This is a genomic window from Atopobiaceae bacterium, from assembly GCA_022483015.1.
In the GTDB taxonomy this organism is placed as follows: Bacteria; Actinomycetota; Coriobacteriia; order Coriobacteriales; family Atopobiaceae; genus JALCUE01.
The window spans coordinates 1,210,789-1,228,750 of record JAKVOB010000001.1 but is presented as its reverse complement, the minus strand read 5'-3'; the positions used below and the strand labels follow the sequence as shown (position 1 = coordinate 1,228,750).

Here is a 17,962-nt window from a genome sequence, read left to right as displayed (position 1 = left end):
ACCCAAGGAAACGTCATATCCGTCGATGGGAGAGGCCCGATGCTCAGCCGGCCGCACGCATCCGGTCCGACCAGTCCTCGACACGCGAGAGGAACGCCCTGTGCACCGTGAGGTCGGCGTCGAGCTCCGGATGGAAGGAGAGGGCGAGCTGGTTTCCCTGCGCGGCGGCCACGATGGCGCCATCCACGCGAGCGACGGCCCTTGGCTTCCCCCCGCACCTCCGCCACCTGGGGGGCCCTGATGAACGTCATGGGCACCGTCCGCACGCCGTCGTCAAGGGCGAGGTCCGCCGTGGTATGGAAGCTCCCGAGCTGGCGGCCGTAGGCGTTCCTCCGGACCGTCATGGACATCGTGGAGAAGCACGGCTCCCCTCCGCCCTCCACCGTGTCAGCCAGCAGGATGGCGCCCGCGCAGGTCCCCAGCACAGGCATCCCTCCTGCGATCATGGCCGAGAGGGCGTCGAACATCCCAAGCTCGTGGATGAGCTTCGACTGCACCGTCGACTCCCCACCTGGCAGCACCAGGCCACAGAAGGGCCCCGCGCAGTCGGAGGCCTGGCGCAGCTCCACGCAGGTGGCACCCAGCGCCTCGAGCCGAGCACGCTGCTCGGCGAAGGCGCCTTGCACGGCGAGGACCGCCACGACGGGCGCTTGCGCCTCCTCGCTCATCGGCCGCGCTCCGCCATGATGACGTCGATCTCCTGCTCGTTGATGCCGACCATGGCCTCGCCCAGGTTCTCGGAGAGGCTTGCGAGCATCTGCGGGTCATCATAGTTGGTGGTGGCCTTCACGATGGCGGCCGCACGACGGGCGGGGTCTCCCGACTTGAAGATGCCTGACCCCACGAAGACGCCCTCGGCGCCCAGCTGCATCATGAGCGCGGCATCGGCCGGCGTCGCGATTCCGCCTGCGGCGAAGTTGACCACGGGAAGCCGGTGCCCCTCGTGCACCTCGCGCACGAGCGCCACGGGGACCTCGAGGTTCTTGGCCGCCTCGAAGAGCTCGTCGTCACGCAGCGACGTCACACGGGCGATCTCGGCGTTCATGGCCCGCATGTGACGAACCGCCTGCACCACGTCTCCCGTGCCGGGCTCTCCCTTGGTGCGGATCATGGTCGCGCCCTCGGCGATGCGCCGCAGGGCCTCGCCAAGGTCCCTCGCGCCGCAGACGAACGGCACCTTGAACTGGTGCTTGTCGATGTGATAGGTGTCGTCTGCCGGGGAGAGGACCTCGGACTCGTCGATGTAGTCGATGTCGATCGCCTGCAGGATCTGCGCCTCGGCGAAGTGGCCGATGCGGCACTTGGCCATGACGGGGATGGTCACGGCCTCCTGGATGGACTTGATCATGCCGGGGTCGCTCATGCGCGAGACGCCGCCCGCGGCACGGATGTCGGCCGGGATCCGCTCCAGGGCCATGACCGCGCATGCGCCGGCGTCCTCGGCGATGTGCGCCTGCTCGGGCGTGGTGACGTCCATGATGACGCCGCCCTTGAGCATCTGCGCGAGCTGCCGGTTGAGCCGTGTCTGTTCCTCGTCCATCTCTGCTTCCTCCCCGGGGCCAGCCGCGCCCCTTCCCTTTTGGCTTGTGGGATAAGATACTCATATCTGGATATATGCAAATGACCAATTCTTGAATGTTTGGTAGGACCAGTTTGAGCGAGATGCTGACATACGCCCTCGACCGCGACTCCGACATGAGCCTGTACCTCATGCTTGCCGAGAAGATCAAGCGGGATGTCGTCCATGGCGACCTGCGGCCCGGTGAGCGGATGCCCTCGCGACGCGCCTTCGCCACGCACCTGGGCGTGAGCGTCGCCACCATCGAGGGTGCCTACACCCAGCTCGTCGACGAGGGATTCCTCGAGGCGCGGCCGCGCAGCGGCCATTACGTGGTCGATGTCCTGCCGAGCGTGCCCGTCCACCCTGCGCGGCAGACGACGGGGAGAGGCGAAACGACGACCGAGGACGGCGACCGCGCCTGGGACGTGGACTTCGTGAGCCCGCGCTATGACTCGTCGGCATTCCCCGAGGCCGCATGGGCGCGCACCGTGCGGGCGACGCTCTCGCACGAGAGCTTCGACGCCCTCCATGACGCGAGCCCCCGCGCATGCCTGGCCCTGCGCCAGGCCATCGCCTCCTACCTCGCCTCATGGCGCGGCATGAAGGTGAGCCCCGAGCAGGTGGTGGTAGGGGCTGGCGCCCAGTACCTCTACGGGCTCGTCATCCAGCTGCTGGGGCGTGAGCGGACCTGGGCCATCGAGGACCCCGGCTACCCACGCCTGAGGTCGATCTATCGGGCCAACGGGGTCCGTCTCGCCTGCGTGGGGATGGACGAGAGCGGCCTCGCCCCGGGCGCCTTGGAGGAATCGGGCGCGAGCGTCGCCCACATCATGCCCTCGCACCAGTTCCCCACAGGGATCGTCATGCCCGCGGCACGCCGCTACGAGCTGCTCGAATGGGCGTCCGAGAAGGACGGCCGCATGATCGTCGAGGACGACTATGACGGTGAGTTCCGTCCCGGTGGCCACCCCCTGCCGACCCTCCAGGGCATGGACGAGGACGGGCGCGTGATCTACGTGAACACCTTCTCGCGCAGCATCTCGCCCAGCATGCGCATCGCCTACCTGGTGCTGCCGCCTGCCCTCTGCGAGACCTTCGAGTCCAGGCTCGGGTTCTACTCATGCACGGTCTCGGGCCTCGAGCAGCTCTCGCTCGCGCGCTTCCTCGATGACGGCTCCTTCTCGCGGAACCTCAACCGCATGCGCCGACGTTACCGGAACGTCCGCGAGGCGCTCCTGAAGGTCATACGCTCGAGCGCCGTGGCCTCCCGCACGCATGTGGACACCAGGCCCGCGGGACTGCACTTCCTCATGGGCATCGACTGCGACGCGACCGAGCGGAACCTCGTGAGAGCGGCCGCGGATGCGGGGGTGAGGGTCTCGGGACTCGCGCACTACCGGGCGGACGGGCAGGAGGGGGCCCATCCCTGCCTGCTCGTCTCGTATGCGGGGATGGACGAGGCGAGCGCGACCGCAGGGATGCGGAGGCTCATCGACGCCATCGCGCCGACCGTGTCGGACGGGGATCCTACAGGCCGTACAGCCTGATGCCACGATCGGTGTCCTCGCAGGTCACGACCAGATGGTCCTGGTGGATGATTCGCGCGAAGGCCCAGTCGCCGGCGCACCCCGAGAGATGGATCAGGCAGACCACCACGCACATGAGGGGACAGCCCCAGACGAGGGGAACGAGGGAGGCCAGGCTCACCAGGATGGTGGGGGCCATGAGCACGACCTCGAAGCGGTGGCGCGTGAGCACGAGACCCGGGGCCGTGGCATAGAGCATGCCAGCACGCGCGCCGAAGCTCACATGTGCCTTCGAGCCGCCATAGACCTTGAAGAGGACGCCATGCACCAGCTCATGGACACCGAACGAGACCAGCGTGGCCACCACGGCACCCACGAGCCAGAGGGGGCCGACCTGCTCATGGGACCAGCCGGACACGAGCCAGGCCACCACGAGCGCCACGCCCACGCCCAGCGTGACGAGCGACGTGAGCGTGATCCGGCGGAGGAGGTCCTGGTCGTCGAAGAGGTCTATGTCACGGATGAGCGTCATGGATGCCATGGTAGGTCACCATGCCCCCACGCGTCCAGACGGCCGTCGGCACATGGCACCCACGGACACGTCGCTTGTGGGATAATCGGCCTCGCTGCCGGGCCGCAAGCGCCCAGCACCGACCGCCCATACCGGGATGGCACCGCCACCCCGGCAAACCCGAGAAGGACCCATGCCTCGTAGCACGCAAGATCGCCCCCACTTCCCCGCCCGCGCCGTCGTCACGGCCGGCATGCCCTATGGCAACAAGGGACTCCACTTCGGCCACATCGGCGGCGTCTTCGTGCCGGCCGACTACTTCGCACGCTTCCTGCGCGACCGCATCGGGGGCGAGAACGTGCTCTTCGTCTCGGGCACCGACTGCTACGGCTCCCCCATCATGGAAGGCTTCCGCAAGAAGGTGGAGGACGAGGGCTTCGACGGCACCATCGAGGACTACGTCCGCGCCAACCATGACCGGCAGGAGGCTGCCCTCGACGCCTACGGGATCTCGCTCGACCTGTTCGCAGGCAGCGGACTCGACCCCGCCAAGCCCTTCCATGTGGACCTCTCGGCCGCCTGGATCAGCCGCCTCCACGAGCGCGGCGTCCTCACCAAGCGCTCCACGCTGCAGTTCTATGACACCGAGGCCAAGACCTTCCTCAACGGCCGCCAGGTGCAGGGGCACTGCCCCGTGCGAGGCTGCAAGTCCGATAAGGCCTACGCCGACGAGTGCGACCTCGGCCACCAGTTCGACCCCGAGGAGCTCATCGCCCCCGTCTCGCAGCTCACGGGCACCGTGCCCGAGCTGCGCCCGGTCGACAACTGGTACTTCGACCTCCCGGCCTTCGAGTCCGAGCTCAAGGGGCTCGTCAGCACCTGGACGGACGACCCGCAGGTCCGCGACGTCGTGTGCAAGACGGTCCGGGAGAGCCTCGTGGCGCCCGTCATCTACGTGCAGAGCAAGTTCCGCGACGCCTACGACGCGGCCGAGGCGGACCTCCCCACCCATACCGTCCACGAGGCGACCGGCAACCAGCAGTCCTTCTCGGTCGAGTTCTCCGACTGGCAGGACCGCGACGCGGCCCGGGGCGTCCTCGAGGCCGCAGGCGTACGCTTCCGCACCGGCAAGTGCCTCCTGCCCTTCCGCATCACCGGCAACATCGACTGGGGCATCCCCGCGCCGGAGCTCGACGGGACGTCAGACCTCACCGTCTGGTGCTGGCCCGAGAGCCTCTGGGCCCCCATCTCGTTCGTCCAGTGCGCGCTCGCCCTCGACGAGGCGCGTCCGACATCCGAGCAACGTTATGCCGACCATGACTGGCACGACTGGTGGTGCGAGGGAGCGGACGACACCGGCCGGCCCCGGAGCAACCAGGCCTTCCAGTTCATCGGCCAGGACAACGTCTACTTCTACTGCATCGCCCAACCGGCGATGTGGGAGGCCTTGGGCTGGGACCTGCGCCAGACCACACCGGTCGCCAACTACCACATCCTGTTCATGAACAAGAAGGCATCGAGCTCGGGGGCCATCAAGCCGCCGATGGCGCTGGAGCTGCTCGACCACTACACGCCCGAGCAGCTGAGGTGCCACTGGCTGTCGTTGGCGCTGGACGCCAAGGCCGTCTCGTTCGCGCCCAAGCCCTTCGACACCTCGGTCTCGCACAAGGACAAGGCCACCGGAGAGGACGTCCTCGTGCGTGACGACCCACGCGTGGTCGACCCGGCGCTCAAGGAGAGCGCGTTCCTCACCAACATCTTCAACCGCATCGCGCGCTCGTGCCTCTATGGTGCTGCCAACGCGTGCGACGGTCACATCCCCGCCGAGAGGCCCAGCCACGCGGTCGTGGACAGCTGCCGCGAGGCCACGCTCGCCTTCGAGCGCGACATGCATGACCTCGACTTCCACACCGCCCTTGCCGGCGTGGAGGACTTCTGCCGCGATGCCAACAAGCGCTGGGACGCCGCCGCCAAGGCCGCCAAGGGCGACGACGGCGCCTATCGCGCGGCACTGGCCGACGCCTTCTGCGCGCTGCGCACCTGCGCCCTGCTCATGCATCCGGCCGTGCCCCAAGGCTGCGAGAGGATCTGCGAGCACATGGGCTTCCCGGCCGAGACGTTCTTCTCGTGGGACCACGCCTTCGACACCCCCACAGACCTTGCGGAGGCCGCAGGCGAGAAGCCCGGCGAGCATGCCATCGTGGAGCTGCCACCCCGCTTCGACTTCTTCGAGAAGCACCCCAGCCAGGTCAAGGCCGACTAGCATGCGCGCGCCCAGCTGCCGCGTAGGAGTTCCGGTGGCAGGCAAGGCCCGCATCGCCTGCTGGGTCTTCTCGCCCGATGGCGTGGCGGACGAGGCCGGGACGCCCTTCTGTGTTGTCCCCTCCCCGCTCCCCTGCCTCATGCTCCACGGCAACGGGGAGGACCATACCTCGTTCGCCTCCCTCGTCGACGAGGTGAGCCGCACGCGGACCGTCATCGCACCCGACTCCCGGGCCCAGGGGGAGTCGACCCACGGCGAGCTCCCCATCACCTACGAGCTCATGGCCGAGGACGCCCTGTGCGTGCTGAGCCGTCTCGGTGTGAGTCAGGCCCATGTGCTGGGCTTCTCGGACGGCGGCATCGAGGGCCTGGTCATGGCGTCCGGCTCGCCGCATCGCGTGCGCACCCTCACCTGCCTGGGCGCGAACCTCACACCAGATGGGCTCATCGAGCCCGTGCGCAGGGCGATTGCCCATGAGGCCACGCTCTGCAGCGACACCGACGCCGAGCTCGCCCGCCTCATGCTGGAGCAGCCGCGCCTGGGCCACGAGACCCTCGAGGCCATCTCGTGCCCGGTCGGCGTCATGGCCGGCGAGCATGACGTGGTGGAACGTGGGGAGACGGAGACGATCGCAGGAGGCATCGGGGGATCGACGCTCGACGTCGTGGCCGACGCAGGTCACGACCTGCCGCACGAGGCACCCGACCGGGTGCTCGAGGTGCTCGAGCGCACGATGGAGAGGGACGATCCCCGACCGACGGCGTTCCGTGCCTGCGACGTGCCCACCGACGTGTCTGTCGTCCAGGTGCCCGCCACCTCGGTCTGGGCGGAGTCTCTCATAGGCCTCTATGGGGAGCTGCTCGACGCCGCAGGTGACACGGGCTCTGACCATGATGGCTGGCGCAGGGGCGCCTGGCCCCTCGCGACAGACATCGTCGACCGCGTTGCCCAAGGCCACGTCTGGGCAGCCTTCGGAGCGTCTGACGTGGAGGCCGGCAGACCTCGCGAGGGCGCCCTGCCACTGGGTGCCATGACCCTCGACCACGACCCGGCAATCGACGAGGACATCGTGGGCGACCCTCCCAGCTGGGACGACCTGCCGCCTGAGTCGGTGCTCATGCTGCACCTGCTCGCCGTGGCGCCGCGGGCGCGCGGCAGGCATGTGGCACTCGCCCTCATGGCCGCCTGCGTACGCGAGGCACGGCGTCAGGGCTCGACCCGCGTGCGCCTCAACACCAACCCCGAGAACGTGGCCGCCAACGACCTCTACCGGCGATGCGGCATGCGGCTCGCAAGGCCGGTGCTCGTCCCCTACCCAGGACTCACCGTGACCCCCTGGACGGGCCTCTACGAGCTCGACGCCACAAGGGCCACGTTCTAGCCCATCAGCCGCTTCCAGCTCCCCGACCACGGGAAGAGGCGGCTCTCGCTCACGAGCAGGCCCGAGAGCGCCGCCAGACGACCGTCCTCGGCCGACCAGTCCGGCTCATGCGTGGTCACGGCCACCGACATGCGACCGTTCATCGTGAGGACCCCCACCGTACGGTCGCAGGCAGGACCTGCCGACGGCACATAGACCGCCTGACGGATATGGGCGGACCTGCAGGCACCCAGGTCGCTGACGCCGAGGGCCGGCTTGTCATAGCCCAGCACATGGGCCGCATGCGAGGCGGCCGGACTCCGGAGGAGTCCGAGGCAGGCAGCCGGTACCGCGAGCGCGAGCGCCGGGTCGAGCGCGAGGAGGCACTCGAGCGCCTCGAGCCGCCGCGCTGGGGATGCCAGTGCGGCCGCGAGCGCGCGCTCGATGCCCCAGGCGCGGGCATCGAGGTCGCCAGCCCCTGCGGTCGCGTCCACGCGCACCACGGACGAGAAGCTCCCAAGGGCCCCCGGCACGTAGGAGGCCACGTCGCCGCGGACGTCCACGCCGACATCGACCTTGCGGGCCTCGAAGGCCACGCTCGCCGCGGCCGCGACGAAGGAGGTGATGCGGGCATGGGCCGCCTCGGCACGCTCCCCCAGCTGTGAGGTGCCATCGACGTCAAGCAGCTGGCAGGCATGCGCCACCGGGTGCCGGGCGGTCGCCTGCTCGAGGTAGCCGGACAGGTCCGAGAGGTCAAGGCGCCCATCTGCCGCCTCCCACTCACGGTTCGCATGCGCGAGCGTGCGTGCCGCCATCCACGCGGGAGCCGCCTCGTCCGGGAGGTCTGATGCCCCCATGATGCCGCCGTCCTCGCCCGGCTCAGGTCCTCTGCCGGTGACGTAGGCATCCACCATGCCCTCCATGAGCGAGAGGAGGCCCGGGCCGTCGGACAGGAGGTCGTGGGCCTGCAGCAGGAGGAGGAAGCCATCCTCGGAGGAGCAGGTCGTGACGCGGAGCAGCGGGCCCGCGAGCGGGTCCCACGCGCCAGCATCCGTGCAGGCGAGATCGGCCAGCGGGATGGGGGCGACCTCGCCCACCGTCACGTACGGGTCGTGCCCCACCTCGAAGGCAGGCAGGCCGTCGTCGCCCACGGTCACGCGTGCACGCAGCAGCGGATGCGCCGCCGCAGACGCCGCCAGGGCATGGTCGAGACGGTCCTTCTCGTAGGGTCCCTCGACCTCGCAGGCGAGAGAGACGTAGGCACCAGGGGTCGCGCATGACGTCAGGTCGGACACGATTCTCCTCATGGCTCAGGACTCCTCTGCGATCACGGCATCGGTCGCGTCGGCGGCAGCGGTGCCCATGGCATCGGCAAGGCTCTGCGCACCGACGCGGGCCAGGGCCTCGATGGTCCTCAGGAACATCGCCCGCTCGTCGGGGTCCATGTCGACCACCGCCTGGGCGCTCGCCATGTAGTCGGCGAACGACATGTCCTGGAAGCGTTTGGTCCCGGATGCCCCGAAGACGTCGAAGAGCGCGTTCACGAAGCGCTCCATGTGCGCATCGTCCATACCCGAGATCCAGCCCGACAGCGTCCTGTCGATGAGGACCGAGCTGTCGTCGACCCCAGGCATGGGGACGAAGGCACCGTCCAGCACGATCCACGAGTACGGGTCATGCTGCATGATGCCGGCGGCATCGCTCCTGATGACGTGGTAGGTCTCCTGGTTCTCGAGGAGCATCCCCACCACGGATGACTCGGGCACCGACTTGCTCACGCGCCCGGCCATGTCTGACGAGCGGATCTGCGCAAGGGCCGTCTCGTTGAAACCGGGGCCGTCATGGCTGTACACCCGGACGATGCGCTCGCGCACGGCAGGCGCCGCCATGGCCGCCGCGTACACCGCGAGGTTGCCCCCCTTGGAGTGGCCCCCCACCCGGATGTGGCCGTCGGTCGCGGCCGCGGCGCGCTCGAGGTAGGCCACGGCCGACGTCTGCGCGGCGACCGGCGTACGGAAGGCGAGGTCGAAGTCCTCCTTCCACCCCACGATGGTGTTGTCCGTCCCGCGGAAGGCCACGTAGACGGTCTTGTCAGGCAGCAGGAACGTCGTGGCCGAGAACTGCTTGTCTGCCGCCTCGTCGATGCTGTTGACATGGTTCAGGACCCTCACGTCACGGAAGCGTGGGCTCGCCACCACGGCCGTGAGGAACGCGACGTCCTTGTCGCGGTCGAGCTGGGTGTCGAAGAGACCCTCGAAGCACTCGGCGCAGAACAGGTCGCGGAGCGTCGGGGCCGGGCCCTTGCGCGTACGACGCGGCACGGCCGGCACGGCCAGCCAGTTGAGGTACGAGAGCTTCGAGAAGACCAGGCTGTCGACCTCGGAGAAGCGGTGCTTGCGGAAGGTGCGCATCTCGGACGAGACGTACGCGACGATGTCGTGGGGAACCTTCCGCAGCTGGAGGGAGGTCGCCGCGGGCACCCCATCGGCCGCACCCAGCGAGAGGCGCTCGCGCAGGCTCGGCTGGTCGGCGGCGGAGGTAAGGGCCTCCCTCAGGGCACCGACCTGCTGCGAGCCCTTGATCCTCTGCCTGATGGTCGGGACTTCGGCAGCGGTGCGACTCTCGGATGGCATGGGAGGCCTCCTTGGTGGGAGTGGCTACTTGAAGACGATGGTATAGGGGTCGTCCTGCGTGGTGAGCGGCTCGAGCAGGCTCGTGATGGCATCCTTGGCCTGCTGGTCGGCCGTGGAGATGAGGGTCGTGGTGTCGGCCTTCTCCTCCACGTCGTCCTGGGCGAGCTCGAGGGCGTTCTGCGTGTCCTGCTTGTTCTCCCAGTTGAACAGGGAATAGCTCTGGTCATAGAACGAGAGGCTGTTGGGGTCGATGCTCTCGGAGAGGACGGTGGCCTCGGGAAGGGTGACCGTGATGGTGCGGCCGCTCACCTCGACGGTGGCCTGCGACAGGTCGACGCCGGCCTTGAGCTCGGCCGTATAGAGCATCGTGAAGGCCTTCTTGTTGATGAACTGGATGTCGCCGTCCTCGTAGCGCACGAGGCCGCGATAGTCGAGCTTGGCCGTGGCGAGCTCCGAGATCCCCGAGATCTGCTCCTGGATGGTGGCAGACGAGGCCAGACGGCCTCCCTTGTCAGCCTGGTAGGTCATCCCCGCCCAGAAGCCACCCCCGAAGAGGGCAGCCACGACGACGATGGCGACGATGGCACGAGCGATGCGCTTCATGGGACTCCCGTCTTCCCGCCGCAGGCTGCGGCGACAGATATGCTGAGAAGAGTGTACCCGCTGCGCGGCCTTGGGGACGAGCACGTCCCACGACCACGGGAGCTCAGCCGACGGGACGCGTCCCCTCCTGCACGGGGAAGGTCACCGTGACCGTGGTCCCCTCGCCCTCCATGCTCTCGAGCCCGACCTCGGCCCCGTGGAAGGCGGCCGCATGCTTCACGATGGCGAGGCCCAGGCCGGTGCCTCCGCTGGCGCGCGATCGGGAGGCATCGACCCGATAGAAGCGCTCGAAGACCTTGCCCTGCGCCTCGGTCGGGATGCCCCGGCCGGTGTCGGTGACCCGGAGGATCGGATGCCCACAGGCATCGGCCCCCGTCCAGACCCAGACGGTGCCGCCGGGGCGGTTGTAGCGGATGGCGTTGTCACAGAGGTTGTAGACCAGCTCGTCGATGAGGCGGGCGACCCCGCAGATGCGCGTCGCATCCCCCGAGACGTCAATGCTGACCTCGGCCTTCTCGGCCGGCCGGGCAAGGCGTGAGGCCACGTCGAGCGCCACGCGCCCGAGGTCGATCGGCTCCGTGCTCCCCACGAGGGCGCGGTCGCTCGACCGCTCCGACTCGTCGAGCTTCGAGAGCGTGAGGATGTCGTTCACGAGGGCCGTGAGATGGGCCGTCTCGTCGACGATGCGCCCCGCAAAACCAGCCACGTCCTCGGGCTTGGCGATGCCGTCGCGGATGAGCTCGGCCGCCCCCGAGATGGCCGCAAGCGGGGTCTTGAGCTCATGGGTCACGTTCGAGGTGAACTCGCGCCGCATGCGCTCGGCCCCCTCGAGCTCGCGCATCTGGCTCGTGAGGGTGGTCTGCTGCTGCGCAAGACGGGCGACCAGCGGCGAGAGCTCCTCGTAGGTGTCGGCATCCTGGGGACGGGCCGGGTCGATGGCCAGCACCGGCCGCACCAGGCGCCCCGCCACGAGACGGGCCACCACCCAGGAGGCGACCACGGTGGCCGCGACCACCACGGCGAGCATCCAGAGGTCACGCACGAGCAGGGCACTCACGCCCGCACGGTCGACCGAGAGGCGCAGGACGGCACCGGAGGCCAGACGCGATGCCTGGTAGATGCTCACGTTCCCGGCCGTGTCACTCTCGCGCTCGGAGGAGCCCGTACCGTCCGCCAGCGCCTCTGCCACCTCGGGACGGTCCAGGTGGTTGAGAAGGGAGGCGGCATCGGCGAGCGAGTCATAGAGCACCGTACCGTCGACCGCGACGAGCGTCACGCGCGTGTCGCCGGTGTCGACCGTGGCAAGCGAGGTCACCTGCGCGCCCGTACCGTCGCAGCCGTCGAGCACCGAGGCGGCCATCGAGCACTCGCGTGAGAGCTGCTCGTGGGCATCGGCGACGAGGGATGACTGGAAGACGAGCGTGGCCCCCACGAAGACGACGAGCGCCACCGTCGTGGCGACGCACGCGAGCACGACGAAGACCCTCCGCGCGAGCGAGGGGGCCGACTGCGGGAGGTCCCTCTCAGCGCTCATGGCCACCATCGCCCTCGGCACCAGCAGGCGCGTCACGGAGGCGATACCCCACGCCCCGCACGGTCTCTATGAGGTCGGCATCTGCGCCCAGCTTGCGCCGAAGGGTCTGCACATGCACGTCCACGGTGCGGCTCCCCCCGTCGAAGTCCCAGCCCCAGACGCGCTGGAGCAGGTCCTCGCGGGTGAACGCCACGCCGGGGCTGGCCATGAGGAAGGCGAGGAGGTCGAACTCGCGTGCCGTGAGCTCGAGCAGGTCGCCGTCGTGCCTCGCCTCGTGGCGAGCGCGTGACACCGCGAGCGGCCCCGCCTCGAGCAGGTCGGCATCCGCGGGGGCCTTCTCGACCCTCGCCGGCGAGCGCCGGAGCAGCGCACGCACCCGGCTCACCATCTCCATCATGCCGAAGGGCTTGGCCAGGTAGTCGTCGGCACCGCCGTCGAGCGCGCAGACGGTGTCGAGCTCGGTGTCCTTGGCGGTGAGCATCATCACGGGCACACGCGAGAGGCCGGGCGTGCGGCGGATGCGTCGGAGGATCTGGAGGCCGTCGACGTCGGGGAGCATGATGTCGAGGAGCACCGCGTCAGGCGTGCGCTCCGAGCAGGCCACGCGGAACGACGCGTCGTCGGCAAGACCCTTGGCCTCGATGCCCGCCTGCGCAAGCGCATAGCAGGTGAGCTCGCGTATGTTGGTGTCATCCTCGACGTAGTAGACCACGGGCCCTCCTCGGCCACACGTATGGGCCGGGCCGGGCGCGCCGGCTGGCCCCACCTAATCTATCTCGACGCCCGCATGCTCGCCGGCGTCGCGGAAGACCGCCCAGTCGGCCACCCGCTGCGCATGGTCGGCCATGCGCTCGTAGTACTTGGCCACCATGAGCAGCTCGGGCAGAGACCGGGCATGGAGGCCTCCCGCCTTGATGAGCTCCACGACGGTGGACTCGGCACGGGCATAGAGCGCGTCGACCTCGTCATCGGCCGAGAAGACCTGTGCCGCCTCGTCGGTGTCGCTCGTGAGGAAGGCGTCCACCGCCATCTCGACCATTGTAGCGGCCTTGTCAGACATCCTCTGCAGGACGTCGCCCAGGCCGTCCACGGCATCATGGGGAATCTCGTCCACCAGGACGTCGAGGTCACGGCACATCTCGTCGATGCGGACGAGGTCGGAGACGAGCCGGAACGATCCCGTGACCAGGCGCAGGTCACCGGCTACCGGCTGCTGCAGGAGCATGAGCTCCATGCAGCTCGACTCGATCGCCTTCTGGAGGGAGGCCGCGTCATGACGACTCGCCTCGACGGCGTCCGACACCTCCCGCTCGCCGGCGAGCACGTGCGCGGTCGCGCGGACGTCCTCCGCCGCGAGCACCCCGAGCCTACCGACCTGGTCGGCGAGGTCCTTGAGCCTTCTCGTGAAATCGCTGCGTGTCCTCATGTCAGCCAAACCTTCCCGTGAGATAGTCCTCGGTACGCTTGTCGTGCGGATGTGCGAAGAGCTCGGGCGTGGGTGCCGCCTCGACGAGCTCACCCAGCAGGAAGAACGCGCAGCGGTCCGAGACGCGCGTGGCCTGCTGCATGTTGTGGGTCACCACGACGACCGTGTGGTCGGATGCGAGGTCGCGCATGAGCTCCTCGACCATCGAGGTCGAGATGGGGTCGAGCGCACTCGTAGGCTCGTCCATGAGCAGGACCTCGGGTGCCATCGCGATGGCGCGGGCGATGCAGAGGCGCTGCTGCTGCCCGCCCGAGAGCCCCAGCGCGCTGTGGTCGAGGTCGTCCTTGACCTCGTCCCAGAGGCCAGCCCGCCTGAGCGAGCCCTCCACGAGGTCGTCGGTCGCCTGTCCTCGCAAACCGTAGTGACGACGCGGGCCGTAGGCGACGTTGTCGCGTATGGACATCGGGAACGGGTTGGGGTGCTGGAACACCATCCCTACCTTGAGCCGCAGCTCGTTGGCATCGCCGGCGAACACGTCAGCGCCGTCGAGGCGGACCGAGCCGTCGTGGCGGACGCCCTCCACGAGGTCGCACATGCGGTTCAAGGTCCTCAGCAGGGTCGACTTGCCGCAGCCGGAGGGGCCGATGAGCGCCGTCACCTCGTTGGCGCCCATGCCGAGCGAGACGCCCTTCAAGGCTTGGAAGTCGCCGTACCACAGGTCAAGCTGCTCGACCATGACCTTCTCGGCAGACACGTCCTGCGGGATCGTCATGTCCTTGGTCATATCCATCAGCCGAACCTCCCCGTGAGGTAGTCAGAGAGCCGTGTGTCCTTCGGTGCCGAGAAGACCTGCCTGGTGGGACCGCACTCGACCATGTCGCCCACGTAGAAGAAGGCGGTCCGGTCGGAGACGCGTGCGGCCTGCTCCATGTTGTGCGTGACGATGACCACGCAGATGTCCCGCGCGACCATGTCACGGATCGTCTCCTCGATGGCGAACGTCGAGATGGGGTCCAGTGCGGAGCACGGCTCGTCCATGAGCACCACGTCTGGCCTCATGGCCAGGGTGCGGGCGATGCACAGGCGCTGCTGCTGGCCACCCGACAGGGCGCGGGCGGACTGGTCGAGCTTGTCCTTGACCTCGTCCCAGATGGCGGCATCGGTAAGTGACGTCTCGAGGAGCTGCTCGAGCACGGCCTTGTCCGAGATCCCATGGCGCTTGGGCGCGAACAGGATGTTCTCGCGGATGGACTTCGCGAAGGGCGTGGGTTGCTGGAAGACCATGCCGATGGACTTCCTGAGCTCGAAGGTGTCGGTGGAACCCACGTTCACGTCCGTGCCGTGGTAGTAGATGCTTCCGCCGATGCGACACTTCGGGATCTCGCGGTTCATGAGGTTGAGGCAGCGCAGGAACGTCGACTTGCCACACCCCGAAGGTCCGATGAGCGCCGTGGCGGTACCTGCCTCGAAGGCGAGGTCGACCGGATTGAGTGCCTCGTGTGTGAGGTCATACCTGACCGAGCAGCCGCGGGTCTCGAGGAGCGCGGTCGAGCCTCGTGTGTCCCTCTCGTCGCTCATTCTGCCGTCAGCCTCCTCGCGATGGCCTTGCCAGCGCCGCGTGCCACCAGGTTGAAGACGAGGATGCAGACCATGAGCACGGCGGCGGTGCCGTTGGAGACGGCCGACAGGTCGGGGACCACGCCCTCGGAGTTGATCTTCCAGATGTGGACCGCCAGGGTCTCGGCCGGACGGAAGAGGTTCCAGGGACAGGTCGGGCTCGTCAGGTCAAGGCAACCGAAGTCGAGGGCAGGTGCCGACTGCCCGGCCGTGTAGATGAGGGCGGCCGCCTCGCCGAAGACGCGTCCGGCAGACAGCACCACGCCGGTCACGATCGCGGGCATGGCCGCAGGGACCAGCACGTGGATGGTCGTCTCCCACTTGGTGAGTCCCAGGGCGAGACCTGCGTCACGCTGCGTCCGAGGCACGTCCTCCAGCGCCTGCTGGATGGTGCGCTCCAGGATGGGGATGTTGAACATCGTGAGGGCGAGCGCACCCGACAGGATCGAGAAGCCCCAGCCCATCTGGAGCACGAAGAACAGGAAGCCGAAGAGGCCCACGACGATGGAGGGCAGGCTCGAGAGCGTCTCGATGGCCGTCTTGGCAGCCACGGTGACGACGTTGTCGGGCGCATACTCGGCCAGGAAGATCGCTGCCCCCAGGCTGATGGGCACCGAGATGAGCAGGGTGAGCAGGAGCAGGTAGAACGAGTTGAAGAGCTCGGGCCCGATCCCTCCGCCGGCACGGAACTGCTCGGGCTTGGACGTGAGGAACGAGAGGTCGAAGAGCTTGCCGGCACCGTTCACCAGGATGTAGCCCACGATGGCCGCGAGCAGCACGAGCACGAGGGCGACGATGATCGTGAGGATGCCCGTGGCGAGGCGGTCCTGGCGGGCGATCCGTCGCACGTGCACGGCCGCGGCACCCGGGTCGAGCGTCGGCGCCTGCGCAGGTGATGCAGTCCGTTGGTCAGGCATGGGCCTTGACCCCCTTGCTGCCGATGAGATGGATGATGAGGATGAAGACGAGGCTCATGCCCAGGAGCAGCAGGGCCAGGCTCCAGAGGGCGTCACTGTAGACGGTGCCCATGGCCTCGTTGCCCATGCCCATGGTGAGGATCGACGTGAGCGTCGAGGCCGGCGTGAAGAGCGACCCCGGGACCTGCGCCGAGTTACCGATGACCATCTGCACGGCAAGCGACTCGCCGAAGGCCCTGGTCATACCCAGGATGGTGGCGGTCATGAGCGAGGGGCGGGCGCTCCTCAGGACGACGTTCCAGATGGTCTGCCATCGCGTGCACCCGAGGGCATAGGAACCCTCCCGATAGCTCATGGGCACGGCGGCGACGGCATCGATCGAGAGGCTCGTGATGGTGGGGAGCACCATCACGGCGAGCACGACCGCCCCCGAGAAGATCCCGTAGCCGGTGCCTCCTGCCCAGCCGCGCGTCCATGCCACGACGACGGTGAGACCGATGAGGCCGAAGACCACCGACGGGATTCCCACCAGGAGCTCGACCAGCGGCTGGAAGACGCGTCGGCCGAAGCCGGGCGCGACCTCCACCACGAAGATGGCGCTCCCGACGGCGATGGGCAGGGCGAAGGCCGTGGCCAGCAGCGTCACCGCGAAGGAGCCGCATATCATGGGGAGGGCCCCCACCGTGGGGTTGCCTGCGGCATCTGCCTGGTGCGGGTTCCAGGTCGTACCAAGGAGGAAGTCGCCCAACGGGATGCCGTCGGCCGTGAAGGTGGCGAGCCCGTGGCTGGCCACCATCACGATCAGGGTCACGACCAGCACCGCCACGAGGGTCACGCATGCCCCTGTGACGGTGAGACCGCAGCGCTCGAGACGACGCTTCGACATTGCCTGCTTAGAAGACATCTTGGTCCCTCTCGCGCGGCGGCTAGTTGGTGGTGACGTTGCCGTCGGCGTCGCGGGAGACCTTCATGCCCGAGACGGGGATGTAGCCGTTCTGCTCGACGAGCGAGCCTTGGACCTCGTCGCCCATCATGTAGTCGATGAAGCCCTGGGTGGCCGCGTCGGGACTCGCCGCAGTGTACATGTGCTCGTAGGCCCAGATGGTCCAGGTGTTGTCCTCGACGCTTGCGGCCTTGGCCTCGACGCCTCCGACCTTCAAGGCCTTGAACGTGTCCGCATAGTACGAGAAGGCCAGGTAGGAGATGGCACCCGGGGTCTCGGCAACCATCTTGGCGACCGTGCCCGAGGAGTCCTGCTCCTGCGGCTTGAAGGTGTCGGGGACCGTCGTACCCTTGAGGACGTTCGACTCGAAGGTCGCACGCGTGCCCGAGCCGGAGGCGCGGTTGATCACGGTGATGGCCTCGTCCGCGCCGCCGACCTGGTTCCAGTTGGTGATGGTGCCACAGAAGATGCCCTTGAGGTCCTCGAGGGCGATGTCATCGACGGTGACGTCCTTGTTCACGACCGGGCCCATGCCCACCACGGCCACCTTGTTGTCGGTGAGCTTGGAGGCGTCGGACTTGTCCTGGAGCTTCTCCTCTGCGAAGACGTCGGAGTCGCCGATCTGGACGGCGCCTTGGCTGATCTGCGTGATGCCCTGGCCGGATCCGCCTCCCTGGACGGTGATCTGGACGCCTGAGTTGTCGGCCATGAACTGCTCGGCGGCAGCCTCGACGAGGGGCTGGAGCGCGGTCGAGCCCACCGCGGTGACGGAGCCCGAGAGGGCAGCGGAGGTGCTTGCGGCTGCGGTGGTGGCAGCGGAGGAGCTGCCGCTCCCACCGCATCCCACGAGGCCGAGGCCACATACGGCGGCGAGACCTCCAGCGAGGCCGAGGAACTGACGACGAGACATATCGTTGTGCATGGTTCTCCCTTCGGATGGGAGGCAAGCCGTCTGGCTGCCTCGGGACGCGAGTCATGCGTCCCCTGTCTGAAGGGAATCCTACGTGGGACAGATTGCCGGGTGGGCCTCATGCCCGATGGCTTACACAGCCGTGACCAGGCCTTACC

The 17,962-nt window shown here is 68.3% G+C and carries 16 protein-coding genes and 1 pseudogene; 3 read left to right on the top strand and 14 right to left on the bottom strand.

Features of this window, described 5'->3' with window-relative positions:
* Positions 1-43: 43 nt before the first annotated feature.
* Both pdxT and pdxS read right to left on the bottom strand, forming a co-directional pair.
* Positions 44-668 (bottom strand): annotated as a pseudogene (pdxT, locus tag LKE50_05235) (pyridoxal 5'-phosphate synthase glutaminase subunit PdxT).
* Positions 665-1,540, bottom strand: a complete 876-nt coding sequence (gene pdxS, locus LKE50_05230; GenBank protein MCH3968012.1) for a pyridoxal 5'-phosphate synthase lyase subunit PdxS — start codon at positions 1,538-1,540, stop codon at positions 665-667. The pseudogene pdxT and the gene pdxS overlap by 4 nt, the downstream one beginning before the upstream one ends.
* Before the next feature lie 122 nt (positions 1,541-1,662).
* Between pdxS and LKE50_05225 the strand changes: the two genes are divergently transcribed.
* Positions 1,663-3,108, top strand: a complete 1,446-nt coding sequence (locus tag LKE50_05225; GenBank protein MCH3968011.1) for a PLP-dependent aminotransferase family protein — start codon at positions 1,663-1,665, stop codon at positions 3,106-3,108.
* Here the strand turns inward: LKE50_05225 and LKE50_05220 are convergent.
* Positions 3,089-3,628, bottom strand: a complete 540-nt coding sequence (locus LKE50_05220) for a DUF3267 domain-containing protein (GenBank protein ID MCH3968010.1) — start codon at positions 3,626-3,628, stop codon at positions 3,089-3,091. The genes LKE50_05225 and LKE50_05220 overlap by 20 nt on opposite strands.
* 163 nt (positions 3,629-3,791) lie before the next feature.
* On the opposite strand from LKE50_05220, the gene LKE50_05215 reads away from it, so the two are divergent.
* On the top strand, positions 3,792-5,861 hold the full coding sequence (locus tag LKE50_05215; protein ID MCH3968009.1) for a class I tRNA ligase family protein: 2,070 nt from the start codon (positions 3,792-3,794) through the stop codon (positions 5,859-5,861).
* A gap of 34 nt (positions 5,862-5,895) precedes the next feature.
* The gene (locus LKE50_05210; protein ID MCH3968008.1) at positions 5,896-7,242 is read left to right on the top strand and encodes an alpha/beta fold hydrolase; all 1,347 of its coding nucleotides are present in this window, start codon (positions 5,896-5,898) and stop codon (positions 7,240-7,242) included.
* Here the strand turns inward: LKE50_05210 and LKE50_05205 are convergent.
* The 11 genes from LKE50_05205 to LKE50_05155 form a co-directional block, all read right to left on the bottom strand.
* Positions 7,239-8,528, bottom strand: a complete 1,290-nt coding sequence (locus LKE50_05205; GenBank protein ID MCH3968007.1) for a hypothetical protein — start codon at positions 8,526-8,528, stop codon at positions 7,239-7,241. The genes LKE50_05210 and LKE50_05205 overlap by 4 nt on opposite strands.
* Positions 8,529-8,531: 3 nt before the next feature.
* Positions 8,532-9,854 carry a DUF2974 domain-containing protein gene (locus LKE50_05200; GenBank protein ID MCH3968006.1) on the bottom strand — a complete coding sequence of 441 codons (1,323 nt, stop codon included), beginning with the start codon at positions 9,852-9,854 and terminating at the stop codon, positions 8,532-8,534.
* A 24-nt stretch (positions 9,855-9,878) separates the two neighbouring features.
* Positions 9,879-10,457: a DUF4230 domain-containing protein gene (locus LKE50_05195; protein MCH3968005.1), complete on the bottom strand. Its 579-nt coding sequence runs from the start codon at positions 10,455-10,457 to the stop codon at positions 9,879-9,881.
* A 103-nt stretch (positions 10,458-10,560) separates the two neighbouring features.
* Complete coding sequence (locus LKE50_05190; protein ID MCH3968004.1) at positions 10,561-11,991, bottom strand: ATP-binding protein; 1,431 nt, start codon at positions 11,989-11,991, stop codon at positions 10,561-10,563.
* Complete coding sequence (locus LKE50_05185) at positions 11,981-12,703, bottom strand: response regulator transcription factor (protein ID MCH3968003.1); 723 nt, start codon at positions 12,701-12,703, stop codon at positions 11,981-11,983. The genes LKE50_05190 and LKE50_05185 overlap by 11 nt, the downstream gene beginning before the upstream one ends.
* 54 nt (positions 12,704-12,757) lie before the next feature.
* Positions 12,758-13,417, bottom strand: a complete 660-nt coding sequence (locus LKE50_05180) for a phosphate uptake regulator PhoU (protein ID MCH3968002.1) — start codon at positions 13,415-13,417, stop codon at positions 12,758-12,760.
* A 1-nt stretch (position 13,418) separates the two neighbouring features.
* Positions 13,419-14,207, bottom strand: a complete 789-nt coding sequence (pstB, locus tag LKE50_05175) for a phosphate ABC transporter ATP-binding protein PstB (protein ID MCH3968001.1) — start codon at positions 14,205-14,207, stop codon at positions 13,419-13,421.
* Positions 14,207-14,995, bottom strand: a complete 789-nt coding sequence (gene pstB, locus LKE50_05170; GenBank protein ID MCH3968000.1) for a phosphate ABC transporter ATP-binding protein PstB — start codon at positions 14,993-14,995, stop codon at positions 14,207-14,209. Before pstB (LKE50_05170) ends, pstB (LKE50_05175) begins: the two co-directional genes overlap by 1 nt.
* Complete coding sequence (gene pstA / locus LKE50_05165) at positions 14,992-15,951, bottom strand: phosphate ABC transporter permease PstA (protein MCH3967999.1); 960 nt, start codon at positions 15,949-15,951, stop codon at positions 14,992-14,994. Before pstA ends, pstB (LKE50_05170) begins: the two co-directional genes overlap by 4 nt.
* Entirely contained in the window at positions 15,944-16,855 is a 912-nt protein-coding gene (gene pstC, locus LKE50_05160; protein ID MCH3967998.1) for a phosphate ABC transporter permease subunit PstC, read from the bottom strand. Before pstC ends, pstA begins: the two co-directional genes overlap by 8 nt.
* 22 nt (positions 16,856-16,877) lie before the next feature.
* Positions 16,878-17,816 (bottom strand): phosphate ABC transporter substrate-binding protein PstS family protein, encoded by a 939-nt coding sequence (locus LKE50_05155; protein ID MCH3967997.1) that lies wholly within the window; start codon positions 17,814-17,816, stop codon positions 16,878-16,880.
* Between the last annotated feature and the right edge of the window lie 146 nt (positions 17,817-17,962).